Origin of the sequence: Mesobacillus subterraneus (genome assembly GCF_020524355.2) — a bacterium.
GTDB classification, from domain to species: domain Bacteria; phylum Bacillota; class Bacilli; order Bacillales; family Cytobacillaceae; genus Mesobacillus; species Mesobacillus subterraneus_C.
Genome location: NZ_CP129019.1, coordinates 3,076,387 through 3,101,314, shown reverse-complemented (window position 1 = coordinate 3,101,314; position 24,928 = coordinate 3,076,387). Strand labels below are relative to the sequence as shown.

Sequence of the window (24,928 nt, the reverse complement as noted above, 5' to 3'; positions counted from 1 at the left end):
ATTACTCTATTTATTACAAGCTAAATTCAAATAGATGTTTAAAGGAGACATAAATGTGAAAAATGTAAAGGAAATATATATTAATAAAAGAAAATAGCAAAGCAGGTGGAGAAATGTCATCAATGATTGAATTTTTTAAAAGAGGAAATAAATCTTCAGGGATTGCTGCACTTGGGAATACCTTCCTCGCAATCATCAAAGGGGTGGCTGCTGGTATCAGCGGAAGTGGAACAATGCTAGCAACGACCCTTCATTCGGTCGCGGATGCACTGAATCAATTTTTTGTTTTCATTGGCAGTGCGATATCGGAAAAAGAAGCAACCAAACGCTTCCCGACAGGGTTTGGTAGGGTTGTAAACCTGTTCGTACTCGTGGCGGTCATCATCATTTCGATCATGGCGTACGAAACTGTCATCAAAGGGTGGGAGCTGATCCAGCATCCGAAAGCTTCATCCAATTTGTGGCTGAACGTCATTATCATGATTATTGCGGTACTTGTTGATGGAGGAATTCTGATTAAGGCAATGAAAGAAATTGCTCACGAGACGAGAAGTGAAGCAAAGGGATTTGGAATAGTAGGAAATGCATTTAAGAATGTAAGTCTGGCAGCACCGCCGACAAGACTGGTTTTTTATGAGGATTTGATTGCAACATTTGGTGCGCTTTTAGCATTGCTTTCCATTGTCATGGCACATGTAACAGGGTTTTACCTGCTCGACGGAATCGGAACGTTGCTGATCGGCATTCTATTGATAGGAATTGCGTTGAAAATAGGTTATGAGAATACCGTAGGCCTCATTGGTGTGGCTGCGCCCAAGGTTGTTGAGGACCGGATTGCCAGGCTTATCCTCTCAGACCCCGATGTCATTGATATCAATACATTAAGGATTGTGCAGGAGGGAAGGCAGTATCATGTCGAAAGCTATCTGGAACTGCGCAAAGGGCTGACACTGGCTGATGCTGATGATATCAAGTTCAGGGTCAGGGATAATGTACTAAAGGATCCGGACGTAGATGATGTTATTATGGGAATCATCGAAGCAGATGACGTCCAAACCTGGAAAATATAAAACAAAGTCATAAAAACCCAGGAAGGGGACCTTCCTGGGTTTTTATTAAAGGTTAAGGAAGTATTGATTAACACTGCGAGTAATTTCCAGCTCAAGTCCTCCAGCGCCTAGCCCCTCGAGTCGCTTCGATCCGACCAATGAAGTCAAAGACCGACTTCACTGGTCGGCCCTCCAGCGCTTATCGGGGCTGACCAAGGCGCTTGCGCTTTTCTTTGTCCAGCTCCAGCGCCTAGCCCCTCGAGTCGCTTCGATCCGACCAATGAAGTCAAAGAGCGACTTCACTGGTCGGTCCTCCAGCGCTTGTCGGGGCTGACCAAGGCGCTTGCGCTTTTCTTTGTCCAGCTCCAGCGCCTAGCCTCTCGAGTCGCTTCGATCCGACCAATGAAGTCAAAGAGCGACTTCACTGGTCGGTCCTCCAGCGCTTGTCGGGGCTGACCAAGGCGCTTGCGCTTTTCTTTGTCCAGCTCCAGCGCCTAGCCCCTCGAGTCGCTTCGATCCGACCAATGAAGTCAAAGAGCGACTTCACTGGTCGGCCCTCCAGCGCTTATCGGGGCTGACCAAGGCGCTTGCGCTTTTCTTTGTCCAGCTCCAGCGCCTAGCCCCTCGAGTCGCTTCGATCCGACCAATGAAGTCAAAGAGCGACTTCACTGGTCGGTCCTCCAGCGCTTGTCGGGGCTGACCAAGGCGCTTGCGCTTTTCTTATTATGAAACAACTTCTGTCTTATTCATAAAAAAACTATCTGCTGTCTTCTGAATTTCAGGTTGTTTCATTACTTCGATATATTTGATGTGATGCTCTTCCATTTCGGTGATTTTGAAAAGGTATGATCCGCAACTGACGACGTCACCTTGCTTGACTTCGTAATTCTCGGTAAGCATCCAGCCGCCGATTGTATCGACATCTTCATCATTGATATCAAGTGTCAGAAGTTCATTCACCTCACTGACAAGCAGTTTGGCATCGATGATATAATGGCTTTCCTGGATTTTGCGAACCATCGGCACTTCATCCATATCGAACTCGTCACGAATTTCTCCTACAATTTCTTCAAGGATATCTTCTACTGTCACGAGCCCGGAAGTTCCGCCATATTCGTCCATCAAGATTGCCATGTGAATGCGTTCTTTTTGCATTTTTACCAGCAAGTCATGGATTGGAATGCTGTCGATGACTCGAATGATTGGGCGAATATATGAATCTAGCGCTTTTTTAGTCCGTCCCTGTTCATTGATTAAATCAGTCATTACTTCTTTTATATTGACTAATCCGACAATATGGTCCTTATCTCCGTCAATGACAGGATATCGTGTAAATTTCTCTTCCTTCACAATCTGAAGAAATTTCTCCAGTGAATCCTCTTTTGACAACGATATAATTTCCGTGCGGGGCACCATGATTTCTTTGGCGATCCGGTTGTCGAATTCGAAAATTTTATTTACATACTTAAACTCTGACTGGTTGATTTCACCACTTTTAAAGCTCTCAGACAGGATAATACGAAGTTCTTCCTCAGAATGAGCCAAATCCTGTTCAGAGGCAGGTTTAAGGCCAACAAGACCAACAGCAAGTCGGGCAGATCCGTTCAACAGCCAGATGAAAGGATACATGATCTTGTAAAATAAAATCAGCGGACCAGCTGTATTCAGTGATACCCATTCTGCTTTTTGGATTGCTAATGTCTTAGGGGCCAATTCTCCAACTACGACATGCAGGAATGTGATAATCATGAACGCAATTCCAACTGACAAGACATGTCCGAAGGATTCCGGAATATCCAGGCTGGTGAATAACGGTTTTAGCAAATCCGCGATCGCCGGCTCTCCAAGCCAGCCAATACCAAGTGCAGTGACCGTAATCCCAAGCTGACAAGCAGAAAGGTACTCATCCAGATTGGAAATGACTCTTTTTGCGAGCACAGCTTTTTTGCTGCCTTCCTCTATTAATTGGTCAATTCTGGAACTCCTCACTTTAACAATCGCAAATTCTGAAACGACGAAAAATGCCGTTAAAGCAATTAAAATGGCTATCCAAACCAAGTTAAATATGTCCAAATAAGTTCCCTTAGCCCGCGGGTATGCGGGTAAGGAGTCACCTCCCAGTAAACTCAAAAGTAAGCCTGATATGCAGGCTTCAATTTAATTGAAAAAATAAAATTCATCAAGAAATTAAAACGGCCCGTTCCGAGCGGCTGGTCCAGCCAGGGCCAACATCCTGTTATGCTGTTCCATCCGCGGTTGCAGCTGTTAAATTCTTGATACGATAGATTGCCCCATCATACCACCTCAGCTTTATCATTTAAATTTTATTATACCATATAGCGAATTGTTGAGGGGAACATTAATACGTTTTGATATCAATGTATGAAACGGACACATAAAGTATGAAGTTTATGATTAATTATATTAGAAAATTCTGATTTTAACAAATTACGCTTCATCTTGATCTCAGGAAAATTTCCCAATGTAAATTAAATCCTTTTTGTGGTTTATTTTACAATTGAATATTAAAATTAATTTAAATATTCAGTAATATTTAAAATAGGGAGACTGGCTATGACTATTCTATTATCCAGTTTAGAAAAAAAGCTGAGTGAAGTCGAAAAGACGAAAGATAAAATTTGGGTAGAAACATCCTTGGATTTTATTTCTAAAAGAAGTCCGGATGGCTTGATTAAATACATTTCGCCAACTGTTCAGGCTATGCTCGGATATGAGCCAGCTGAATTAGTCGGGAAACTGTATACTTTATTTGTGCACGCAGAAGATTATAAAAGGATTTTGAGTACTGCTATGCCAGATGGAGAGGAATTGTCCCTTCTTACCTATCGTATTAAGCGAAAAGATGGTGTTTATATCTGGGTGAGTTCACAAATCTCAGTTGTACGGCATCCGGAAACAAATGAACCATTTGAACTTTTTTCAGTTACTAGTGATATTTCCGCCAAAATCAAAGCAGAGCATTTTATTCTTGAGTATGAGAAGTTAAATGTTGTTGGGCAGCTTGCTGCAGGGATTGCACACGAAATTAAGAACCCTTTGACAAGCCTGAAAGGGTTTATCCAGCTTATGAAAGCTGGAGAAGAATTGAATCACAACTATTTAGCGATCATGGAAGAGGAAATAAAGCGTATGGAGGCAGTATCAAAAGAGCTTATGCTTATGGCAAAGCCACATAAGTCCGACTTTAAGTCATTTGATATGAATGAGTTGGTTGATCATTCCATTACTCTGCTGATGGCTGAGGCAGCTAAGAAGTGCGTCGAAATAACGAAGCAATCCACATTGGGAGACTGTATGTTTATTTGCGATGGGAATAAGATCAAGCAGGTGTTGATCAATATGCTGATGAACGCGATTGATGCAATGGCATTGCCAGGTGAAATAAAGGTTTCGGTCACTAAATCAGATGATGAGCTTACCATAGTAATAGCTGACACTGGTTCAGGTATTCCTTCGAAGGATTTGGACAAGATCGGCAAGCCCTTTTTTACGACAAAGCCGAATGGGAATGGGCTGGGTTTGATGATTTGCTATAAAATCATTGAGGACCATGATGGCAGAATTAATGTGGAATCCAGTTCAAAGGGGACGACATTCACCATCATGCTGCCAAGCCATTAATTAGTGTGACTGGATTTTAAGGGATAAGAGTAAAGTTTCTTTGCCATTCTCTTCTAAGAAGCCCATATACAATCAAATCATGAAAGTGTCCATTCAGAAATTCCCCATCACGAAGGATTCCCTCCTCGTAAAATCCAAGCTTCTTGGGAATAGCCTTGCTTTTATGGTTATCCTTGCCGCACCGGATTTCAATGCGATTAATTCCAAGCTCATAAAAAGCATGGTGTATGACTGCTTTCACCGTTCTGATTGTTATGCCCCTGCCTTGCAGTTTTTCCGACAGGTAGTAGCCGATGCTTGCCTGAGAGTTGGTCCAGTCAATAGCATGGAGACTGATACTGCCTGCAAGGACTCCCCTGTACCGGATCCCAAAGTGACTGCTGCTTCCTTTCTGGAAATTTTTCTGCCACATTTGTATCACTGAGTAAAATTGGCAAGGGGATTGAATGCCATCTATCCAGGGCAGCCATTCCCGCAAATAGCGGCGATTGGAATCGACGAGCCAGAATAACTCCCAAGCTTCACTGAGCTCAAAAATTCGAAGTTCAAGTTCAGAATCAACTTTTAAAGTTAACATAATAACCTCCTAAACAAACTCTGTGGCAGTATTATCCAATTGAATATCTGTGGTTTTACTCGTTCAAAAGAGGGAATAAAGCTTTACATTGTTTTTTTATATTTTTTTGGGAGGTAGACTATGAAACTAACGACTAAGATTTTGATTGGCCTTGGACTTGGCGCAATGACTGGGCTGATCCTCAATATTTTTTCACCAGAACTGTTCACTGTTTTAGATAAATTCATATTTACGCCTCTAGGTAAGATATTCATCAATTTAATCAGTATGCTCGTCGTACCAATTGTCCTGTTTTCAATTATTCTTGGAACTGCAGGATTAGGCGACCCTAAGAAACTTGGCAGGATTGGTTTTAAGACGGTAAGCTTCTTTTTAACGACAACAGCCATTGCTATTTCAATTGGCCTTGCACTGGCATATTTAATCAAGCCCGGCTTGATGGGGCAGTTTGATACGAGTGGAGCAGAATTCAAGGCTGAAGAAGCTCCGCCAGTAAGCGAAACCTTTTTAAATCTTATTCCCGCGAACCCGTTTGAAGCACTGACAGCCGGAAATATGCTGCAAGTAATCGTGTTTGCGCTATTCATCGGTATTGCTTTAACAGCACTTGGTAACAAAACGAGAGGAATACTCAATCTGATTGAACAAGGTAATGAAATCATGATGTATCTGGTGGGCCTTGTCATGAGGTTTGCTCCGTACGGAACTTTTGGTTTAATCGCAACGGCGATTGGAAGTCAGGGAATCGATGCCATCAAGGCGATGGGAGTATACATGATTGTCGTTGTTCTGGCTTTAGTTATCCATGCGCTCTTGACTTATGGCTCAGGGGTATATTTCCTTGGAAAGAAAAATCCATTCTGGTTCTTTAAGCAATTCTCCCCAGCAATGGGGGTTGCCTTCAGTACATCGAGCAGTAATGCTACACTTCCGGTATCAATGGAAACAGCACAGAAGAACCTCCGTGTGCCTGAATCTGTAAGCAGCTTTGTCCAGCCTCTCGGAGCTACGATCAATATGGATGGAACGGCCATCATGCAGGGAGTAGCAACTGTCTTCATTGCACAGGTATATGGTGCCGACCTTACTATGGCCGAGCTTCTGACGGTTGTCCTGACTGCAGTACTAGCAAGTATAGGTACTGCAGGTGTTCCAGGAGTTGGTTTGATCATGCTGGCGATGGTACTTCAATCTGTAGGTCTGCCTGTTGAAGGGATTGGACTGATTTTGGGGATCGACCGTCTGCTGGATATGGCTCGGACTGCTATCAATATCACAGGCGATGCAGCATGCGCGCTCATTGTCTCTGAATCTGAGAAAAAGCATCGGGTTCGACCGGAAAAAAGCAAAGTGAAAAATGTAGCGGATAATCGCTCAATAGAATACTTTAAATAAATGAGAAGAGACCCTGCCATTTAATGGGGGGGTCTCTTTGTGATAAACGGAGGATGCTAAATTCCAGTTGCTAGTTTTCTATTCTTTTCAGAGGCAACAGCATGATAAAGGACGTCTTGTCCGGTTCTGATGAACAGGCGAGAATTCCTTTATGCTTTTCAATGATTTCCCGGCAGACAAACAAACCGAGCCCAGTCCCAAGTGTTTTGGTTGTGACAAATGGTTCGAAGATCGTTTTTAGCAAATTGTCAGGAATGATAGGCCCATTATTCGAAATCTCAATTTTTATATGTGTGTCATTCACGAAAAATCCTTTTATTTCGATTTGTGGATCATCACGATACTGGCTCAATACGTCAATGGCATTAAAGATGATATTGATGAGGACCTGCCTGATTTCGTCAGCATAGCCAAACAATTCCATATCGTCCGCTACTTCCTTGATAATTCGGACCTTTGTGTCAAGGATGCTGGGATATAAGAAATTCAATACTTCCTCTATCATTATATTCAATGAGAAAAGTGTCTTTTCTTTTCCAATCAGCTCCTTTTTTGATAAAAGCAGGAATTGTGAAATACGGAAATTCAATTGCTCCAATTCACTGGAAATGATATCGAGATATTTCATGTCTTCATGTTCGGATTTCAAAAGCTGAATGAAGCCCTGGATGGAAGTTAACGGGTTGCGGAATTCATGGATAAAGCTCGATGTCATTTGGCCAAGCAATGTTAGTCTGTCCTTATGTGTGGAATCGATGAACTGGTTCTTTTCTTCGATTATCTTGTTTTTCTGTTCATTGTAATAGGATACAGCGTAATACAAAAAGGTATCAAAGCAGTAATTTATTCGATTGATTGCCTCCTGCATTTCTTCCCATTCCATATTCATTTTGTAGAGGTGCTTGTAAAGAATAGATCGTCCAGAATTGACATTATAGACAAAATCACCAATATTGATATCGGCCCGAACCCGCTCTTCCCCGACCATAAAAGCAAGTTTTTGCAGGTGTTCCTCCAATTCATCGCTTGTCTTAGAAAAAATTGAGAGAATGATTGCATACATTTTCTCAGCGTTCTTATTTATTTTCTCTTTATAGGGATCATCTTCAGAGACGATTATTTCATCCGTCCAGTCGGCAATGAGATTTTCCTTTTCACTAGTCAGGAAGCTAAGCAATCTGTTATCCGTAATTGGCAGCATGTCATTAAGTCCTCCAGTTTTTCATTTCGGTATTAAAGATTCGAGGAAAAATATGAAATACCTTTGTCGAATATTAAGAACATGCGTGGAATTGCGTCGAATAGCTAAAATCGTGACAAAAGAACGATTTTTTTAGCAACATTGAGAGAGTTTTGTCTAATTTCTATCGACCAGGGCGGATTTTAATAATAGGTAATACTTGTTATTGAAAAGAAGAAGTAGTATATTCATAGTGTAGAAACTAAATAATAACCACAAGGGGAGCTGCGTAAAGCAGCTGAGAGTGAGCAGCCGAGTTCTTACCCTTTGAACCTGTTAGTTAATGCTAGCGAAGGAATGTGGATGCGATAGGAAAGCAATTGGGGATCCTGCATCATTCCCTGATTGCTTTTTTTGTTTCTGAAGCAGAAAAGGCGTGTTAGAAACGGACCTCATTCTGAAAAGAAGGAGGAATAAAACATGAAACAAAAACAAACTCTCTTTTTAGTGGAAATTGCCGTATTTTCCGCACTGGCTTACTTGCTTGATTTATTTTCCGGATTCTTATTTTCAAGAATCTGGCCGCAGGGCGGTTCCGTATCGATTGCGATGGTGCCTGTATTCCTGATGGCTTTCCGCTGGGGAGTCAAGGGCGGCGCAATAACTGGGCTGCTGCTAGGCCTATTGCAGTTTATCCTTGGCTTTTCGCAAATTTACCATCCAGTACAGGGATTCATCGATTATTTGGTGGCCTTCACAGTGCTTGGAATTGCCGGTATCTTTGCCAGACAGATTAAGCTTAGCATTCAAAATAGCGATAAGAAAAAATGGATTGGGTTTATCATTGCTGGCACCTTCATAGGAAGCTTGCTTCGCTTTATCGCTCATTTCTTTTCCGGCTGGATCTTTTTTGGAGTCTGGGCGCCAGAAGGACAGCCGGCGTGGCTGTATTCAATTATCTATAACGGCACTTACATGATTCCAAGCATGATTTTAAGCGCTATTATCATTATTCTTGTCATCGGTTACGCTCCAGCAAGAATGGTTAAGTCAGCACAAGTAAGCAATAAAATGTGATAAGTAGGAGAGCTGAATCAGCTCTCCTTTTTTCTTTGTTCATTATATACCATTATAGGTATATAATGAACGTAATGCAATGTAGGTAAAAATATTGTCAATTATATGGAGTTTGCATAAAATACAGCTTTGCAGCTGAGGTTTAGTGACATAAGTCACAGTGGAAGTCGTGCTGAACTGATTAAATAAAGATAATCATTCTCATTTAGAGAAAACAGATGTAAACTAAGATATGTAAGTAGAAATTTGAGATTCTTATAAAATTAACTAACTTGAAAAAAGGTGATGGCTATGCTGGGAAAACTAAAGACTGGTGAAAAAGGACGGATCATGAATATTGCTAGTACTGATAAATTTGTAAGAAGAAGATTGCTTGATTTGGGAATTGCTGAAGGCTCTGAAGTTTGCGTAAAGTGCATCCTGCCTTTTGGTGGCCCTGTCATGCTTGAATCATGCGGACAGTGCATCGGGATCCGCCGCAAAGAAGCACTAAGGATCGAAGTGGAGCGAGTATGATGAATATTGCCCTCATTGGCAACCCGAACACTGGAAAAACATCATTGTTTAATAACTTAACAGGTTCCTATGAATATGTCGGCAACTGGAGCGGCGTTACGGTCGAAAAGAAAGTCGGTCTTTTTAAAAATGGCAAGGATCAGCTTATTGACCTTCCTGGGGTTTATACTCTCAATCCGCTCTCTAAAGATGAGGGGGTCGTTACAAATTTCTTTTTGAATGAACCATTCGAAAAACTGCTGAACATCCTGGATGCTTCTCAGCTAAGGCGTAACCTTCACCTTACTATGCAGCTATTGGAATATGGTGCACCGGTGATAATTGGCTTAAACATGCTTGATGTGGCGAAAAACAGGGGCATACAAATCGATATTCATAAACTGTCTGAATCATTAGGGGTGACCGTAGCTCCAGTCGTTGCTAGGACAGGCATGGGGTGTAACGAGCTTGCAGAGCTGGTGACTGTTGGAGTGGTGGGCACAGGGAAGAACAATCTCGTTTATTATGGAAAAGCGATTGAAGCGGGAATCCTCGAACTAGAGAACAAACTAGCTGGGAAAACACAACATCCCGTACGCTGGCTTGCTCTCCAGCTGTTTGAAGGCAATCCCTATGTGAAAAGTTATCTAGCAACAATCTTGCACATGGCTGAATTAGAAACATTGGTCAACGATGTTACTGTATCCCAACAACAATATGCAGTCAGCAACAAAGCGCTTGATCAGGTGATCCACCGTAAGCGAAGTGAAGCAATTGATAAAATAGTATCTGCTGCAACCACAAGACTGGATAATAAAAAGATTCCGTTGACTGAGAAAGTTGACATGATCGTAACGAATAAATTTCTCGGAATACCAATTTTTTTAGTCTTGATGTACGTCATGTTCATGCTTACTTTTGACTGGCTTGGCTTCCCTCTGTCAGACGCATTGGATTCACTTTTGTCTGGTCCTGTTACAGCAGGAATTACAGCAGCACTGACTGCAGTGGGTGCTTCATCATTCATCAAGGATCTGATTCTTGATGGAATTGTAGCAGGGGTAGGGGGAGTCCTCGTCTTCGTGCCGCAAATCTTCATTTTGTTCTTTTTCATATCCTTGCTGGAGGATTCAGGTTATATGGCTCGCGTTGCGCTGGTGATGGACCGCCTGATGGAATCAGTCGGCCTGAATGGGAAGGCGTTCATTCCGATGATGATCGGGTTCGGCTGTAACGTACCAGGAATTATGGCAGCAAGGACTATTGAGACGCCAAAGGAAAGGCTGATGACCATCCTGTTGACGCCGCTCATGTCATGTTCAGCCCGATTGCCTGTATACGCCTTGTTTGTCGGAGCGTTTTTTGTAGAAAAGAAGGCAGCTGTCGTTTTGAGTTTGTATGTAATAGGAATAGTGATTGCACTAATCCTGGCTAAGGTATTCTCGAAGACTCTTTTGAAAGGTGAAACTTCGGTGTTCGTCATTGAACTTCCGCCATACAGGCTGCCACAGGCAAGAGCGCTTTGGAGAAGCACATGGGATAAGGGAAAAGGATTCGTAAAGAAGGCGGGAACCTTCATTTTTGCCGGCTCCGTCCTGATCTGGCTGCTCGCCTACGCCGGCCCGGAAGGCGTGAATGTCGGCATGGATGACAGCTATTTAGCGATTCTTGGTGGTGTTTTCGCACCGTTATTTGCTCCTATAGGCTTTGGAACCTGGCAGGCAAGTGCATCACTTTTCACCGGTTTCCTGGCTAAAGAAGCTATTATTTCAACAATGAACATCATTTATTTTGTGCCAGATGAAGCAAGTCTGCAAGGTTTGCTGGCTGCCCATTATACGCCACTTGCAGCATACAGTTTCATGGCATTTATATTGTTATATATTCCGTGCCTTGCTACGGTCGCAACCATCTACAAAGAAACTGCTTCAAAACGCTGGACTGCTTTTTCAATCACTTATGCACTGATTATCGCATATGTCTTGTCTCTCATTATTTATCAGGGCGGTAAGTTATTTGGTCTAACCTAAGCCCGGAAGGAGGAAGGATCTATGATTGCAAACATCTTAATCGGCGGTGCTATATTTGGATATGCCGGCTGGGCCTTCTACCGGTTCATCAAGAAGTCGAAGGAAGGAAAATGCGCTGCCTGCTCCATCCAAAGCTCTTGTTCAAGCAACTGCAGCGTCAGCCAGGAAAAACAGATGAAATAATCAGAAGGAATGCAGCTCACTGCATTCCTTTTTCCATATAGCTGTGTGTTTTACTGGTGATTTAAGCTGATTGCTTGTATCGGAAATACACGGTCTTTTTTAACATAATAAAAATTAATGTAAAAAGTATTTTGAATTCAAGTTAATTTAGTGTAAAATTACACTAAAAGAACTTAAAGGAATGAAGCGGATGACAAGAGATGAAATCATTAGCAGGGTATCGGATAAAGTAAGGGTACTGCGCGCAGAAGTCGGTTATACACAGGAGAAAATGGCTGATATCATTGGAATCTCCAAAAAGACCCTAGTCCAGATCGAAAAGGGCAGGGCACAAGCTGGCTGGTCAACAGTCGTGACAATTTGTGCCTTATTCCGGGAAACAGAGACTATCCAGTTTTTATTCGGTAATGAACCACTTGAAGTCCTCGAAACCATAGCGCATGAAGGTAGTGATTACCGAAAAGAGAAAACCTTGGGCGGAAAAGTCTGGTGGCGGGAAGTAGCAAGGGGTGGAGGATTTGTCATGCAGCAAAACATTCTGAGCCAGCATTACAGAATTATTGATCAAGATGATTTTCGGGTATTCAGCAGCTTCGAAGAAAACGAAACAAGAGAACGGTTAGAGGAAATTGCAGCTGAAGCAAGGAAGGAATAAGCGAGTTACACTCAGGAATTTAGTTAATAATGAAAAATATGAAACAGCCGGGTGATAGACCCGGCTGTTTTTGGCTGATAAGGAATAGGATTATTTGTGTGTGGATAACTACATGTAGTTTTCTTAATCCAGCGCAAGCGCCTAGCCCCTCGAGGCGCTTGCGCTTTTTGTTCCTTCTATTTTGCAATAAGAACATGGCAATGAGCGTTATTCGCAACCTTTTGACTAACGCCGCCAAGAATCTTTCTCTTGATCCCTTCATTTCCTGATTGGCCTATGATAATTAAATCCGCATTTACATCCTTGGCAAATTCTACAATACTTTCGGCTGGGTTGCCCTCCAAGGTGGAGTATTCAGTATCCATATTAAGAACATCCAGCTCGGTCTTTGCGTTGTTGAATGCTTGTTCAGAGCTGTGAGTAATGATCGAGTGCTCTGATTTATCAAGTTCACCTTGTTCCAGAGCCAATGGAGGCACCTGGACTACATCTGCCGGAAAGTTGTTAATCGGCAGATGCTCCATAGGGCGCGCGGCGGTTTCAACCAATTCGCTTTTGACTTCTTCTTCATATACATAGCCAATATACAATTTTATGCCTTGTTTATCTCTAGTGATCTCCTTCGCCAATTGCAGAGCTTTCTTGCTGCCTGTTGAATCATCGTAAGCGAGAACCACTTTTTTTATTCCAGCCATATAGATCAACCTCCAGGATTTTACGTCTTACTATTCAATACCCATTTTTAAAATAGAACTAACCGACCTAATAATTTCCATATGTCATCGAAAAACTTCATGTCCTCGAAATACTTAAAAATCTGACGAACCATGTGGTAAAGCTTTTTAAAATATGGATAGGAGTGGCCGGTATGGAATTAGATTCTCAAAAGCCAATTCATCCGACAATGCGGAAGTGCATGCAGCACCTTGATATAATAAAAGCGGATAATAAAACCAAACAAATCGACTATATGTATGTGAAATCACTTCTTCGAGAAAGAGATATGCTAGTTACCAGCAAGCAGGAACCAATAGAATCACAGATTCATAATTAGTAAGAACCGCTGATGCTTATTTCTAGAAACCACCAAAGATTCGGACAATCTGGCTGTGTTTATTTTGTCTGAAGTAGTGCTATGTTAGGGCAAAAAGAGGACTCATGCAAGGAGTTTTGTCCGAAGTGAAGCCGGGTTCGGACAAAACAATGCCTCTTGCGTGAGAATTTGTCCGAAGTGAAGCCAGGTTCGGACAAAACAGCGCCTCGAGGATAAGAATTTGTCTGAAGTAATGCCAGGTTCGGACAAAACAATGCCTCTTGCGTGAGAATTTGTCCGAAGTGAAGCCAGGTTCGGACAAAACAGCGCCTCGAGGATAAGAATTTGTCTGAAGTAATGCCAGGTTCGGACAAAACAATGTCTCAAGGATAAGAATTTGTCTGAAGTAATGCCAGGTTCGGACAAAACAGCGCCTCAAGGATAAGAATTTGTCTGAAGTAAAGCCAGGTTCGGACAAAACAACGCCTCAAGGATAAGAATTTGTCTGAAGTAATGCCAGGTTCGGACAAAACAGCGCCTCAAGGATAAGAATTTGTCTGAAGTAATACCAGGTTCGGACAAAACAACGCCTCAAGGATAAGAATTTGTCCGAATTAATGCCAGGTTCGGACAAAACAGCGCCTCAAGGATAAGAATTTGTCTGAAGTAAAGCCAGGTTCGGACAAAACAATGTCTCAAGGATAAGAATTTGTCTGAAGTAATGCCAGGTTCGGACAAAACAGCGCCTCGAGGATAAGAATTTGTCTGAAGTAAAGCCAGGTTCGGACATAACAACGCCTCAAGGATAAAAACTTGTCTGAAGTAATACCAGGTTCGGACAAAACAATGACTCGAGCGTGAGAATTTGTCCGAAGTGAAGCCGTGGTTAATAAAAAGCTTAGGTGGTGAGAAGTACTTGAATTTTGCTCTCCATAGTAGAACGGCACTGTATACATGTGCAATGAATCCATCGAAATTAAATGTCATGGAGAACCTTCAATTCTATAAAAGGACAATTGATCATTCGATCGGCCTTTTATATGCCTTTTTTCCTCATAATTAGGCAATTTGTGTTAATCCCTTTTGAAAATGGGTAAAAGAAAGTGTCATATTTCTAAACTATTTTTTAAAGGTTGGGGTGCTCAGTGAGCAAAAATTCGATAGCAACACGTTTTCTAAGAGGATGGAAAAGACTTCATATGAACCAGGTGCTGGTTTTGTCTGTTTCGACAGCGGTACTGGCTTTCTTGAGTTTTTTTCATGTTTATTCTGAGGGTGCTGACATCAGTGCATTGAATGATGATATGGCACAATCAACGGTCATCTACGATGCTAATGGCGACGTTGCCAGTAAGATTTCGGCTTTGAAAAATGAGGGAGTAAAAATTGAAGAAGTCCCGGATCATGTCAAGAATGCTGTTATTGCCATTGAGGACCATCGTTTTTATGAACACGATGGTGTGGACCTTGTCGGTATTTCTCGAGCCTTTGTCCAAAACGTCAAGGCTGGAAGTATTGTAGAAGGCGGCAGCACAATTACACAGCAGTTAACAAAGAATGCTTTGCTTTCGAGCGAAAAGACATATAAAAGAAAGCTCGAAGAATTTTTCATGGCAAGGGAAATTGAGAAGCAATATTCCAAAGATGAAATCATGCAAATGTACTTGAACCGGATTTATTTTGGTAATGGATCTTGGGGAATTAAAAGGGCTGCTATTGGTTACTTTGGCAAGGACGTCAAAGATCTTTCCATCAGCGAAGCAGCTATGCTTGCTGGCTTGATTAAGGCACCGTCTGCATTGGATCCTAATAAAAATTATGAAGAAGCAGTGGAGAGAAGAAATCTTGTTCTCCAGATGATGAATACCCATGGTTTTATTAAGGAAGAAGAATATAAACAAGCAGTGGCTGAAGAGGTTGTACTTAATGAAAATGGCGGAGATCCATTGCGTGGCCGCTATCCATATTATGTTGATCATATTATTGATGAAGCAATCAAGAAATACGGTCTGACTCAGGAGGACATTTTAACTGGCGGATTGCAAATCCACACGGAACTTGATGTGACAATGCAATCAGCTGTGGAAGCAACTTACGCGAAAGATAATCTGTTCCCAAAAGGCTCTGATAAGCAGATCGTCCAAAGTGGCGCTGTACTGGTAGACCCAAAAACAGGCGGGATTCGAGCCCTAGTAGGAGGCCGCGGTGAGCATGTATTCAGGGGGTATAATCGGGCAACACAGCTTAAAGCGCAGCCAGGCTCAACGATGAAGCCGCTTGCCGTATATGCACCAGCGCTTGAAGAAGGCTGGGGCGTTACAGATATGCTTAAAGACGAAGAGATGGAATTCAAAGATTACAAGCCTCAAAACTACAATGATAAATATAAAGGCGAAGTCCCTATGTATGAAGCATTAAGAGATTCATTGAATGTGCCTGCTGTATGGACGCTGGATGAAATAGGGATAGTCAAAGGCATGGAATCTGTAAAGAACTTTGGCATTAATCTTGATCCAAAGAATGACCGTAATCTTGGTCTCGCACTTGGAGGCTTATCGACCGGGGTATCACCGGTTACTATGGCTGAAGCATATTCTGCTTTTGCCAACAATGGCGAGCGTCATGAAACGCATGCCATTACTAAAATTATTGATAAAGAAGGCAATACAATCGTTGAATATAAAGGGAAGAAGAGCAAGGCTGTTTCGAAAGAGACCGCTGAAAAAATGACGACAATGCTTCTTGGTGTCGTTCAGGAAGGTACAGGAAAAGGTGCGCAAATTCCAGGAAGGGAATTAGCGGGCAAAACCGGATCAACACAGGTTCCGATTGAAGGTGTCAAAGGAACGAAGGACCAATGGTTTGTAGGGTATACTCCACAGCTTGTTGGCGCTGTGTGGGTTGGTTATGACAAGACAGATCAGGAACACTTTTTAACCACCACGAGCAGTGAAGGAGCCGCCCTCATCTTTAAAGACTTTATGTCTGAGGCGTTGAAGAATACGAAAGCACAGTCCTTCAATGTACCGCCATTATCGAAATATATAGAAGAACATAAGAGGAAGCAGCGTGCCAAATCTGTAAAAGAACTAGAAGAAAGAGTTAAGAGGGAAGCAGAAAAACAAAAGAAGCAATGGGAAGAAGCAAAAAAGAAGCTGAAAGAAAAGAAAGAACCAAAAGAAGAAGGAAAAAAGAAAGAGACAAAGGAAAAAAAGTCTGATTCGGCATCAACAACAACGGATTCTGGCAGCAATGCCAACAGTGAACCGAATGATAAAAAGGATACTGGTGGATCTGATGACTCTGGTGGCGAAGGAGATACGGGTGATGAAGGAAATGCCGGAGGCGAAGGAGATACCGGAGGCGAAGGTGATGCCGGCGGTGAAGGAGATACCGGTGGTGAAGGAGATACCGGAGACACTGGAGATTCTGAAGGCGATGGGTCTGAAGATAAAGACTAAGAAGATGATATCAATAACTGATGATAAACAGCACAGGAGATATGTCTCCTGTGCTGTTTTATATGTGTTGTCCCATGAGGTAGGATGTGAGGTTGTAAATACACCTGAATGTTTCGATAAAATCAACAGAGTACTAGACAAGATACTTAGACTAAACATAAAAAAGACCTGCCGTGGAAGCAGGTCTACACTAATATCAAATTAAATCAAGCTTAAAAGGAAACCGATCACGACCACCGCGCCGATAATCATAAGAATGGTTCTTACCATGAAACTTCACCTCAGTCATTATTTTATCTACTATTGCAACTATATTTGGAATGATTCGGAAGACTCAATCAGTCGCTTGCGTTTTACGCGAAGGACAGAAGCTTCATTTGTAAGCAGCTTAGTCAGCTGGTTTAATTTCGGCTCAACATCTGTACCTTCCAAAATAATTTTTAAAGTTGTATTTGGCTCCACCGTCAGCAGGAAAGAAACAAGCTTAGACAGTGAAGTTGCCTCAACGGCCTTCTGTCGGCTGTATAAGTAAGTCGTACCGTCCAGCTTTTTAGCAGCCTGATAGATTTCAAGCATTTTCTTCATAGTGAATCTTTTCTGAACCATAACATTAGATGACATAATCTCTTTCATTTATTTATAACTCCTTTAATGAATCATTTTTATTAGGTTAATAGAATATTACCCCGTTAACTTGGTTCGAAAACCTTTGATGTGTAAAATGGGCGATGTTGGCAGGCTAACCAGCTAGTAAGCTTATGAATCCTAGATAGTTCTCAAGCGCAGAGACACTCCGTCTCAGGATGGAGAAAGAAACGGTCAAGAGAAAGTTAAGTTTGCCAGAAAATTAAGCTAATATGAAGGTATTAAAAGAGATGCGAGGAGTAGATATAAATGAAAAAATTTGCGGAGATTTTCAGGAACAGGAGTTTCACAAAGTTATTTTTAGCAAACTTCACTTCCCAAATGGGCAGTACGATTGGATTGACTGCCTTCATGTTTTTCTTGCTGGACCGTTTCAGCTCTCAGCCAGCCTATGCCACGATAACTGAACTGATGTATTCCGTTCCCATGCTTGCGGTGTTTTTCCTTATCGGGGTTTTTGCTGACAGGATGGACCGGCAAAAAATCGCCATTTATTGTGATTGGATTAGTGCCGGGTTATCTGTCGCCTTGATTGCTGCTATCTATGTTGGCTGGATGCCGCTGGTCTTTGCAACCCTATTTTTAAGAAGCGCGGTTCAAAAGTTCTTTTTCCCGGCCGAGCATGGGATGGTACAAGGAATATTGAAAAAAGAGGACTACACAACTGCAGCTGGCTTGAATCAGCTCGTGATGAGTCTGTTCATGCTGTTCGGCAATGGACTAGGGGTACTCGCTTATTGGTCAATTGGTATTTATGGGGCTATTATAGTTGACACTCTTTCGTTCATTATCAGTGCATTGCTCATTCAGAAGACTGATGTTTCGAAGGAGGCGCGACTGCCAAATGGCTCTCATACACTAAAGGATTTGAATGTCAAATTGGTCTTCAAGGATTTTAAATATGGTTTTAAATATGTGATGAGAAGCAAATTGTTGTTTACACTGATTATCGGTTTTTTCATCTTTGGGATCGTAAATGGCGGCTTCTCAGTCATGCCAATTTTTATCCTGAAATATAAGCTGGCTCCCGATACGTATGAGCAATACTCGATTGTCATCGGCTTCGTGTTTGGAATTGGAGTTTTAATTGGCAGCTTTATTGCCTCATTGCTTTCACAAAAAGTGAAGCTCTATCATCTGATTTCAGTAGGTTTAATCATCTCAGGCAGCTTTACGGCCCTCGCATCACTGCCAACCAACATTTATCTATTCCTGGGAATCCTGTTCATCTCTGCACTGGCTTTACCGCTAATCAATGTCGGTATCGGTGGATGGCTTCCGAGCATTATAGATCCGAAAATGATGGGCAGGGTCCAGGGACTAATGAGCCCGCTTAACATGCTGTCTCATTCATTGACCCTTGCCTTCATTGCTTACAGCTTTCCGGCCCTGCTTACAATTGAAATGCTATATTGGATTGTCGGAGGCTGTCTCGCCATCGTTGGGGTATTTTATATGATTGTTTTGCCTAAGCTTGCAGAAGAGAGTGAGTCCGCAGTTAAAGAGCCTGCTGTCGAGCATGGAATATAGAGGAAAGTCCGTACAGGGCTTTCTTTTTTTTATAAAATTACGATTTATATTGAATAAGGTACTAAACTTTATAAAATTTTTATGAACGAATCTTTACTTCATGCGTCCTATTAATAAATAATCAAACTAAGAGATAATTTTTATGGGTGGCGGGGAAAGAGAGGCATGCTTTGATGGATGAGAAAGAATTAATCAATAATGCAAAAAAAGGCGACCACCGTTCATTTGCTATGCTGTTCAGGAATCATTATCCCCTCCTGGTAAAATACCTGATGAAAATAACAATGAATCCTGATATTGCAGAGGAAATAGCACAAGCAACGATGGCGAAATGTGTGGAGAAAATCCATTTATTCAATGGGAAATCCAAGTTCTCGTCCTGGCTGATCAGCATAGCCACAAATATGTATATTGATCAGCACCGCAAGAAAAAACGCGAACGGGAATGGAACGAAGGAGAAGCAGCGTCACGCAAGCTGCAGTGGCAAATGGAATCGAAGAACGAGGAATGGACAGATGCGCTTGCTGCACTATCCAGGCTGAAAGATGAAATGCGTATTCCTCTTATCCTTAAGCATTATTACGGGTATTCGTATGATGAGATCGGTGAAATACTGAATATCGCCGCTGGAACTGCAAAGTCTAGAGTCCACCATGGACTTTTAGCAGTTAGAAGGGAGCTGAAAGTAGATGAAAAACCAAAAGGGAACCTCGTCAAAACACGAACAAACGGATAAAGAATTTTTTGACACCATCAGCGCGATTAATAATGGTTTGGACAAATTGGATACCATGGAAAACTATGTCCCCGATGATAAATGGTTCGAGGAAATGGTTCTGAATCAGCAGCAGCTTCAAAAGAAGAAATACCGCCGGGAATTAGCGTGGTTCATTTTGAGTGCTATGCTGATTTTAAGCTTGGTGGTCTTCACTATGCTGGAGCTCCCGATGCTCTTCTTTATCTTGCAGGCTGCAACACTCGCAATTACAGCAATCTATAGTTTTAAAGGAGTGCAAAAGCAGGTGGACACCCGATGAGCGAAGAACTGTCACCTGTTTTGCTGGCCGTGGTAGTTGCGATTCTATTGATGCAGAGCATTTTTCTTTTTACGAATGCTCGGAAGCATGGTCATAATTATTGGCTTTGGGGAATACTTGGATTGATTCAGGCACCGATGCCACTGCTTTTTTATCTGCTGTTTGCACGAAAAATCTGGCGCAGCAAATCAACTGAAAAGTAAAATGATGAAAAATATTGAAAAGTTAGAATTGACATTGATACTGATATGGTGATAACCTTACAAAGGAATGGAAAATATAACTAAAAGGAGGGTTACGGACATGAACATTGTTAAAAACGCAAAATACGCTGAACTAAATACTCGTAACCCATCCTTTTACCATAGCTGATTTTTTAATCAAGTTGCTCTGTGACAGAAAAGGCATGGGTTGCGCATCTGCGTGACGTATGCCTTTTTCTGTCTTCATCGATTGATTCAAGACGTATCGCATGCCGCGGTATGTCTTTTTTCACTTTGATTAGTGTCTAGCTCCAGCGCCTAGCCCCCCAAGTCGGCTATACTTTTCGATTTCGGTCCTGCCAATGAAGTCAAAGAACGACTTCACTGTCAGGCCTACCAGCGCTTGTCGGGGCTGAACGAGGCGCTTGCACTTTTCTTATGCACAGAGAACATCCATTCCAAAATATTTCGAGGAGGAATCAAAATGAGTCAGTCAATTATGAAGAAAATGGTAAAAAAGGAATATCTCGAAAGCGGCTAGTCAGATATTTTAACAAGATAGATGTTGAATTTTATACCTGGAAATGTCCATCTACAGCGCCTAGCCCTTCTAGTCGCTTGCGCATTTCGGGTAAGGAGAGTGATTATTGATGTTATCAGTTTTATCAAAGTTAAGCTGGTTTTTTAAAGAAAACTGGAAGAGATACAGTGTGGCGATCACGTTACTGATTTTTGTCGGTATTCTGGATGTACTGCCGCCGAAGATCGTCGGGATGGCAATCGATGCAATCCAAATTGGTTCCATGAACCAGAATTTAATTCTAAAGTATATTGGCGGCCTCTTGCTGATTACGGTGGTCTCTTATTTCATCACATACATTTGGATGTATCAATTATTCGGAGGAGCCTTCCTGATAGAACGAAAACTCAGGACCCGCTTCATGAAGCATTTGCTGAAAATGACACCGACGTTTTTTGAAAGGAACCGTACAGGTGACTTGATGGCCAGGGCGACGAATGACTTGAAGGCCATCTCCATTACGGCAGGGTTCGGAGTCCTGACACTTGTCGATTCGAGCATCTTCATGCTGACGATTTTGTTTACGATGGGATTTTTTATTAGCTGGGAACTGACACTTGTATCAATCATCCCGCTGCCAATCATGGCATACCTAGTTAATATATATGGCAAAAGAATTCATTCTAAATTCACTTCAGCTCAGGATGCATTCGGCGAGCTGAATGACAGGGTGCTTGAATCTGTATCAGGAGTGCGGGTCATCCGTGCTTATGTACAGGAGAAATCAGATGAATCAAGGTTTCATGACTTGACTGAAGAGGTTTACCATAAAAATGTCGAGGTCGCGAAAATCGATTCATTGTTTGAACCTACTATTAAAATCCTTGTTGGTATGAGCTATTTGATTGGTCTAGGATATGGAGCGTTTCTCGTTTTCCAGCAAAAGCTGACACTGGGAGAGCTGGTCAGTTTCAATGTATACCTGGGAATGCTGATCTGGCCGATGTTCGCAATCGGTGAACTGATCAATGTCATGCAGCGAGGCAATGCGTCTCTTGACCGCCTGAATGAGACATTATCCTATAAAGAGGATGTTGCCGATCCAGTGAAACCAGTGGAGGGCAATGATCCGGAGTATTTACAGATGACCGAGTTCACATTCAAATATCCGTCATCCAATGTGAACAATCTAGATAATATCAAGATCCACTTGAACCGTGGTGAAACGCTGGGAATCGTCGGGAAGACGGGAAGCGGCAAGACAACGTTGATCAAACAGCTGTTAAGAGAATATCCTGAAGGCAGTGGGAACCTGCTTGTATCAGGAGTGCCAATCCAGGAGCACAGTCTGAGGCAGACCCGGGGCTGGATGGGGTATGTTCCGCAGGAAAACATCCTCTTTTCCCGTTCGGTTAAGGAAAATATTCTGTTCGGAAACCCTTTGGCTTCTGACAAGGATTTGCAGAATATCATTGATTTGGCTGCTTTCCGCAAAGACCTGGAGATACTTCCGGAAGGTCTGGAAACACTTGTCGGTGAAAAAGGTGTCGCACTGTCTGGCGGCCAGAAGCAGCGTATTTCGATTGCACGTGCATTGATCAAGGACCCGGAAATCCTGATTCTCGATGATTCACTTTCAGCAGTCGATGCCAAAACGGAGAAAAAAATCATAGATAATATCCGCAAAGAGCGGAATGCGAAAACAACCATCATAACGACTCACAGAATGTCTGCGGTTGAGCATGCTGATCATATTGTCGTGCTGGAGGATGGAAAAATTATCGAGGAAGGCACGCATGAACAATTGATGGCTGCTAAAGGTTGGTATTATGATCAATATGTCAAGCAGCAGGCTGCAGCAGTCGAAGAGGAGGTGCACTCCAAATGAGTACAGGAAAAAGACTGTTTAGATATGCGTTAAATTATAAGAAAATCATCCTGATTGCCCTGGCAATGCTGACTGTCGCTGTTGTGGCAGACCTGGCAGGACCATTCATCGCCAAGCGGATGATAGATAATCACATTTTAGGAATTGAGACGGTTTGGCACAAGGTTGAGGCGGGCGATGGTGCCGTTGAATATAATGGCAGCTTTTACTCAAAGGATAGTGAGGCAGCTGCTGGTAACAAAGATTCTGCCCGTATTTTACAGGTCGGAAGGAATTTTGTTTTCCTGGATGCTGATATCGAATTTGACGGAAACCGCAGTTACGAGGATGGTATTCTAACAATCAGCAAAGGGTCAAAAGCTGCGCAATATGAAGCTGAGATTTTATCCGGCGATGATTTAATGAATTTTTATAAACCCGAAATCCCGAATATTATTAAGCTGCTTTCGTTTTATTTTGGCTTACTTGTCATTGCGTCCATCTTTCAATATGGGCAGAGGTTTTATTTGCAAAAGTCAGCCAACCGAATTATCCAGAAGCTGCGAGAGGATGTCTTCAGGCAAATTCAGCGGCTGCCAATCCAGTATTTTGACAATCTTCCTGCAGGGAAGGTGGTTGCGAGGATTACAAATGATACAGAGGCAATCCGCGAGTTGTACGTTACGGTCCTATCAACCTTCTTTACGAGTTTCATCTATATTACTGGCATTTATATTGCCTTGTTCATCCTGAATGCGAATCTTGCAGCGATTTGCTTGCTGCTGTTGCCAATCCTTTTTGTTTGGGCGAAGCTGTACCGCAAGTACGCCTCAAAATACAATCATGTCATCCGCTCTCGGGTCAGTGATATTAATGGCATGATCAATGAATCCATCCAGGGTATGAGCATCATTCAGGCTTTCAGCCGGGAAAAAGAAACACAGCAGGAATTCGAGACGTTGAACAGGGAGCATTTCACTTATCAAAATAAACTGTTGAGTTTGAATTCTTCAACCTCCCATAATCTTGTAGGAGTGCTAAGGAATATCGTCTTTGTGGCGTTCATCTGGTATTTTGGAGGCGAGGCGCTTCAGCCATCCTCCGCCATATCACTAGGTATGCTTTACGCGTTCGTCGATTATATTAACCGGTTGTTCAATCCTGTACAGGGAATCGTCAATCAGCTGGCTAACCTTGAGCAGGCGCTTGTTGCCGGAGAGCGGGTGTTCAATCTTATGGATGAGGAAGGGATTGATGTCAGCGAGAAGGAGATCCCCCGTTACAAAGGAAATGTCTCTTTCGACCATGTATCGTTCGGCTATAAGGAAGGTGAATATGTGCTTAAGGACCTGTGCTTTGAAGCAAAACAGGGTGAAACCGTCGCACTCGTTGGCCATACGGGGTCAGGCAAAAGTTCGATCATGAACCTGCTGTTCAGGTTCTATGACCCGCAGGAAGGCAAAATTCTGATTGACGGCATGAATATTACTGAAATGCCAAGACAGACGTTGCGCAAGCATATGGGTATCGTCCTCCAGGATCCATTCCTTTTTACCGGCACGATAGCCTCCAATGTCAGCCTTGATCATCCTGACATCACCAGGGATAGGGTTGAGAAAGCTCTGGCCAGCGTCGGGGCAGACACGGTCCTGAAAAATCTAGAAAAAGGGTATGATGAGCCGGTGATTGAAAAGGGTAGTACGCTATCAAGCGGGCAGCGGCAGCTGATTTCTTTTGCCAGAGCTTTGGCCTTCGATCCGGCCATCCTGATTCTTGATGAAGCAACATCAAGTATTGATACCGAGACAGAAACGATAATCCAGGAAGCAATGGATGTCCTTAAAGAAGGCAGGACGACCTTCATCATTGCCCACAGGCTATCGACCATCCGCAATGCCGATCAGATTCTTGTGCTGGACCGCGGGCAGATTGTTGAAAAAGGAATCCATGATCAGCTGATGGAGCTAAAAGGTAAATATTTTCAAATGTATCAGCTGCAGCTTGGCAATAAAGTTAAAGCAGGTTAAAGAAATCTGCACCCAATCTTGAAGGGTGCAGATTTTTTTTATTTTGAACGAATTTCCTATTTTAGGATAAATGTGCGATTTTCAGCAATTTATGTGCAATTAGCAGGAATGAATGAGCAATTAATAGCAATTTATGTGCAATTAACATCATTTGATGTGCAATAAACAGCAATCATTGCGCAATTATCACTTCTCATGGTGCAATCATCGGCAATTATGGTGAAATTATCACCTACCGCGTGGGAATAATGCATTTTTATGAAATAAGCACCTTCTTATTGATGCAATTACTAACTTCTCAAGTATATTTCCTGATTTATT

The 24,928-nt window shown here is 42.4% G+C and carries 25 protein-coding genes and 1 riboswitch; of the genes, 16 read left to right on the top strand and 9 right to left on the bottom strand.

Going from position 1 to position 24,928, the window contains the following annotated elements:
* Window positions 1-113: 113 nt before the first annotated feature.
* Window positions 114-1,070 carry a cation diffusion facilitator family transporter gene (locus LC048_RS16120; RefSeq protein WP_226599877.1) on the top strand — a complete coding sequence of 319 codons (957 nt, stop codon included), beginning with the start codon at window positions 114-116 and terminating at the stop codon, window positions 1,068-1,070.
* A gap of 156 nt (window positions 1,071-1,226) precedes the next feature.
* Here LC048_RS16120 and LC048_RS16115 read toward each other — a convergent pair whose 3' ends face one another.
* From LC048_RS16115 to LC048_RS16095, 5 genes are read right to left on the bottom strand one after another with little or no spacing between them, the layout of a single operon-like run.
* Window positions 1,227-1,352 carry a hypothetical protein gene (locus tag LC048_RS16115; protein WP_264188080.1) on the bottom strand — a complete coding sequence of 42 codons (126 nt, stop codon included), beginning with the start codon at window positions 1,350-1,352 and terminating at the stop codon, window positions 1,227-1,229.
* Window positions 1,349-1,474: a hypothetical protein gene (locus LC048_RS16110; RefSeq protein WP_306048088.1), complete on the bottom strand. Its 126-nt coding sequence runs from the start codon at window positions 1,472-1,474 to the stop codon at window positions 1,349-1,351. The genes LC048_RS16115 and LC048_RS16110 overlap by 4 nt, the downstream gene beginning before the upstream one ends.
* Complete coding sequence (locus tag LC048_RS16105; protein ID WP_306048087.1) at window positions 1,471-1,596, bottom strand: hypothetical protein; 126 nt, start codon at window positions 1,594-1,596, stop codon at window positions 1,471-1,473. Before LC048_RS16105 ends, LC048_RS16110 begins: the two co-directional genes overlap by 4 nt.
* A complete protein-coding gene (locus tag LC048_RS16100) occupies window positions 1,593-1,718 on the bottom strand; it encodes a hypothetical protein (RefSeq protein ID WP_264188080.1) in 126 nt (41 codons plus the stop codon). Before LC048_RS16100 ends, LC048_RS16105 begins: the two co-directional genes overlap by 4 nt.
* Before the next feature lie 54 nt (window positions 1,719-1,772).
* Window positions 1,773-3,122: a hemolysin family protein gene (locus LC048_RS16095; RefSeq protein ID WP_226599878.1), complete on the bottom strand. Its 1,350-nt coding sequence runs from the start codon at window positions 3,120-3,122 to the stop codon at window positions 1,773-1,775.
* Window positions 3,123-3,623: 501 nt separating this feature from the next.
* On the opposite strand from LC048_RS16095, the gene LC048_RS16090 reads away from it, so the two are divergent.
* Entirely contained in the window at window positions 3,624-4,691 is a 1,068-nt protein-coding gene (locus LC048_RS16090) for an ATP-binding protein (protein ID WP_226599879.1), read from the top strand.
* 16 nt (window positions 4,692-4,707) lie between these two features.
* Here LC048_RS16090 and LC048_RS16085 read toward each other — a convergent pair whose 3' ends face one another.
* Window positions 4,708-5,268, bottom strand: coding sequence for a GNAT family N-acetyltransferase (locus LC048_RS16085; protein WP_306048085.1), 561 nt, complete (start codon window positions 5,266-5,268; stop codon window positions 4,708-4,710).
* A gap of 120 nt (window positions 5,269-5,388) precedes the next feature.
* Between LC048_RS16085 and LC048_RS16080 the strand changes: the two genes are divergently transcribed.
* Window positions 5,389-6,663, top strand: a complete 1,275-nt coding sequence (locus LC048_RS16080; protein WP_226599881.1) for a dicarboxylate/amino acid:cation symporter — start codon at window positions 5,389-5,391, stop codon at window positions 6,661-6,663.
* A 70-nt stretch (window positions 6,664-6,733) separates the two neighbouring features.
* Here LC048_RS16080 and LC048_RS16075 read toward each other — a convergent pair whose 3' ends face one another.
* Complete coding sequence (locus tag LC048_RS16075) at window positions 6,734-7,864, bottom strand: histidine kinase N-terminal domain-containing protein (protein WP_226599882.1); 1,131 nt, start codon at window positions 7,862-7,864, stop codon at window positions 6,734-6,736.
* Window positions 7,865-8,111: 247 nt separating this feature from the next.
* Window positions 8,112-8,218: riboswitch (TPP riboswitch) on the top strand.
* Between the two features lie 105 nt (window positions 8,219-8,323).
* Between LC048_RS16075 and thiT the strand changes: the two genes are divergently transcribed.
* The 5 genes from thiT (at window position 8,324) to LC048_RS16050 (ending at window position 12,283) form a co-directional block, all read left to right on the top strand.
* Entirely contained in the window at window positions 8,324-8,920 is a 597-nt protein-coding gene (gene thiT, locus LC048_RS16070) for an energy-coupled thiamine transporter ThiT (RefSeq protein ID WP_226599884.1), read from the top strand.
* 291 nt (window positions 8,921-9,211) lie between these two features.
* Complete coding sequence (locus LC048_RS16065; protein ID WP_226599886.1) at window positions 9,212-9,436, top strand: FeoA family protein; 225 nt, start codon at window positions 9,212-9,214, stop codon at window positions 9,434-9,436.
* Window positions 9,436-11,445 carry a ferrous iron transport protein B gene (gene feoB / locus LC048_RS16060; RefSeq protein WP_226600039.1) on the top strand — a complete coding sequence of 670 codons (2,010 nt, stop codon included), beginning with the start codon at window positions 9,436-9,438 and terminating at the stop codon, window positions 11,443-11,445. The genes LC048_RS16065 and feoB overlap by 1 nt, the downstream gene beginning before the upstream one ends.
* 21 nt (window positions 11,446-11,466) lie before the next feature.
* Complete coding sequence (locus LC048_RS16055) at window positions 11,467-11,628, top strand: FeoB-associated Cys-rich membrane protein (protein ID WP_226599888.1); 162 nt, start codon at window positions 11,467-11,469, stop codon at window positions 11,626-11,628.
* Window positions 11,629-11,818: 190 nt separating this feature from the next.
* Window positions 11,819-12,283 (top strand): helix-turn-helix transcriptional regulator, encoded by a 465-nt coding sequence (locus tag LC048_RS16050; RefSeq protein ID WP_226599890.1) that lies wholly within the window; start codon window positions 11,819-11,821, stop codon window positions 12,281-12,283.
* A gap of 176 nt (window positions 12,284-12,459) precedes the next feature.
* On the opposite strand, the gene LC048_RS16045 is transcribed toward LC048_RS16050, so the two are convergent.
* Window positions 12,460-12,978 carry a universal stress protein gene (locus tag LC048_RS16045; protein ID WP_306048081.1) on the bottom strand — a complete coding sequence of 173 codons (519 nt, stop codon included), beginning with the start codon at window positions 12,976-12,978 and terminating at the stop codon, window positions 12,460-12,462.
* 173 nt (window positions 12,979-13,151) lie between these two features.
* Between LC048_RS16045 and LC048_RS16040 the strand changes: the two genes are divergently transcribed.
* Window positions 13,152-13,337, top strand: coding sequence for a hypothetical protein (locus LC048_RS16040; RefSeq protein ID WP_226599892.1), 186 nt, complete (start codon window positions 13,152-13,154; stop codon window positions 13,335-13,337).
* Window positions 13,338-14,461: 1,124 nt separating this feature from the next.
* On the top strand, window positions 14,462-16,777 hold the full coding sequence (locus LC048_RS16035; RefSeq protein WP_371931917.1) for a transglycosylase domain-containing protein: 2,316 nt from the start codon (window positions 14,462-14,464) through the stop codon (window positions 16,775-16,777).
* Window positions 16,778-17,086: 309 nt separating this feature from the next.
* On the opposite strand, the gene LC048_RS16030 is transcribed toward LC048_RS16035, so the two are convergent.
* Complete coding sequence (locus LC048_RS16030; protein ID WP_041966696.1) at window positions 17,087-17,410, bottom strand: HPr family phosphocarrier protein; 324 nt, start codon at window positions 17,408-17,410, stop codon at window positions 17,087-17,089.
* A 261-nt stretch (window positions 17,411-17,671) separates the two neighbouring features.
* Between LC048_RS16030 and LC048_RS16025 the strand changes: the two genes are divergently transcribed.
* From LC048_RS16025 to LC048_RS16000, 6 genes are all read left to right on the top strand, one after another.
* Entirely contained in the window at window positions 17,672-18,952 is a 1,281-nt protein-coding gene (locus LC048_RS16025) for an MFS transporter (protein WP_226599893.1), read from the top strand.
* A gap of 173 nt (window positions 18,953-19,125) precedes the next feature.
* A complete protein-coding gene (gene sigY / locus LC048_RS16020) occupies window positions 19,126-19,689 on the top strand; it encodes an RNA polymerase sigma factor SigY (RefSeq protein ID WP_226599895.1) in 564 nt (187 codons plus the stop codon).
* Window positions 19,643-19,990 (top strand): YxlC family protein, encoded by a 348-nt coding sequence (locus LC048_RS16015; RefSeq protein WP_226599897.1) that lies wholly within the window; start codon window positions 19,643-19,645, stop codon window positions 19,988-19,990. The genes sigY and LC048_RS16015 overlap by 47 nt, the downstream gene beginning before the upstream one ends.
* Entirely contained in the window at window positions 19,987-20,193 is a 207-nt protein-coding gene (locus LC048_RS16010; RefSeq protein WP_226599899.1) for a sigma-Y antisigma factor component, read from the top strand. The genes LC048_RS16015 and LC048_RS16010 overlap by 4 nt, the downstream gene beginning before the upstream one ends.
* A gap of 650 nt (window positions 20,194-20,843) precedes the next feature.
* Window positions 20,844-22,601, top strand: a complete 1,758-nt coding sequence (locus tag LC048_RS16005; RefSeq protein ID WP_226600044.1) for an ABC transporter ATP-binding protein — start codon at window positions 20,844-20,846, stop codon at window positions 22,599-22,601.
* Window positions 22,598-24,607: an ABC transporter ATP-binding protein gene (locus LC048_RS16000; protein WP_226599901.1), complete on the top strand. Its 2,010-nt coding sequence runs from the start codon at window positions 22,598-22,600 to the stop codon at window positions 24,605-24,607. Before LC048_RS16005 ends, LC048_RS16000 begins: the two co-directional genes overlap by 4 nt.
* Window positions 24,608-24,928 lie beyond the last annotated feature (321 nt).

Excerpts from the sequence above, each read along its gene's own strand:
- LC048_RS16030 (WP_041966696.1), bottom strand. The coding sequence starts at position 17,410 with ATGAAAGAGATTATGTCATCTAATGTTATGGTTCAGAAAAGATTCACT.
- LC048_RS16000 (WP_226599901.1), top strand. The coding sequence starts at position 22,598 with ATGAGTACAGGAAAAAGACTGTTTAGATATGCGTTAAATTATAAGAAA.
- LC048_RS16050 (WP_226599890.1), top strand. The coding sequence starts at position 11,819 with ATGACAAGAGATGAAATCATTAGCAGGGTATCGGATAAAGTAAGGGTA.
- sigY (WP_226599895.1), top strand. The coding sequence starts at position 19,126 with ATGGATGAGAAAGAATTAATCAATAATGCAAAAAAAGGCGACCACCGT.
- LC048_RS16005 (WP_226600044.1), top strand. The coding sequence starts at position 20,844 with ATGTTATCAGTTTTATCAAAGTTAAGCTGGTTTTTTAAAGAAAACTGG.
- LC048_RS16080 (WP_226599881.1), top strand. The coding sequence starts at position 5,389 with ATGAAACTAACGACTAAGATTTTGATTGGCCTTGGACTTGGCGCAATG.
- LC048_RS16015 (WP_226599897.1), top strand. The coding sequence starts at position 19,643 with ATGAAAAACCAAAAGGGAACCTCGTCAAAACACGAACAAACGGATAAA.
- LC048_RS16045 (WP_306048081.1), bottom strand. The coding sequence starts at position 12,978 with ATGGCTGGAATAAAAAAAGTGGTTCTCGCTTACGATGATTCAACAGGC.
- LC048_RS16090 (WP_226599879.1), top strand. The coding sequence starts at position 3,624 with ATGACTATTCTATTATCCAGTTTAGAAAAAAAGCTGAGTGAAGTCGAA.
- thiT (WP_226599884.1), top strand. The coding sequence starts at position 8,324 with ATGAAACAAAAACAAACTCTCTTTTTAGTGGAAATTGCCGTATTTTCC.
- feoB (WP_226600039.1), top strand. The coding sequence starts at position 9,436 with ATGAATATTGCCCTCATTGGCAACCCGAACACTGGAAAAACATCATTG.
- LC048_RS16085 (WP_306048085.1), bottom strand. The coding sequence starts at position 5,268 with ATGTTAACTTTAAAAGTTGATTCTGAACTTGAACTTCGAATTTTTGAG.
- LC048_RS16120 (WP_226599877.1), top strand. The coding sequence starts at position 114 with ATGTCATCAATGATTGAATTTTTTAAAAGAGGAAATAAATCTTCAGGG.
- LC048_RS16040 (WP_226599892.1), top strand. The coding sequence starts at position 13,152 with ATGGAATTAGATTCTCAAAAGCCAATTCATCCGACAATGCGGAAGTGC.
- LC048_RS16025 (WP_226599893.1), top strand. The coding sequence starts at position 17,672 with ATGAAAAAATTTGCGGAGATTTTCAGGAACAGGAGTTTCACAAAGTTA.
- LC048_RS16075 (WP_226599882.1), bottom strand. The coding sequence starts at position 7,864 with ATGCTGCCAATTACGGATAACAGATTGCTTAGCTTCCTGACTAGTGAA.
- LC048_RS16055 (WP_226599888.1), top strand. The coding sequence starts at position 11,467 with ATGATTGCAAACATCTTAATCGGCGGTGCTATATTTGGATATGCCGGC.
- LC048_RS16065 (WP_226599886.1), top strand. The coding sequence starts at position 9,212 with ATGCTGGGAAAACTAAAGACTGGTGAAAAAGGACGGATCATGAATATT.
- LC048_RS16010 (WP_226599899.1), top strand. The coding sequence starts at position 19,987 with ATGAGCGAAGAACTGTCACCTGTTTTGCTGGCCGTGGTAGTTGCGATT.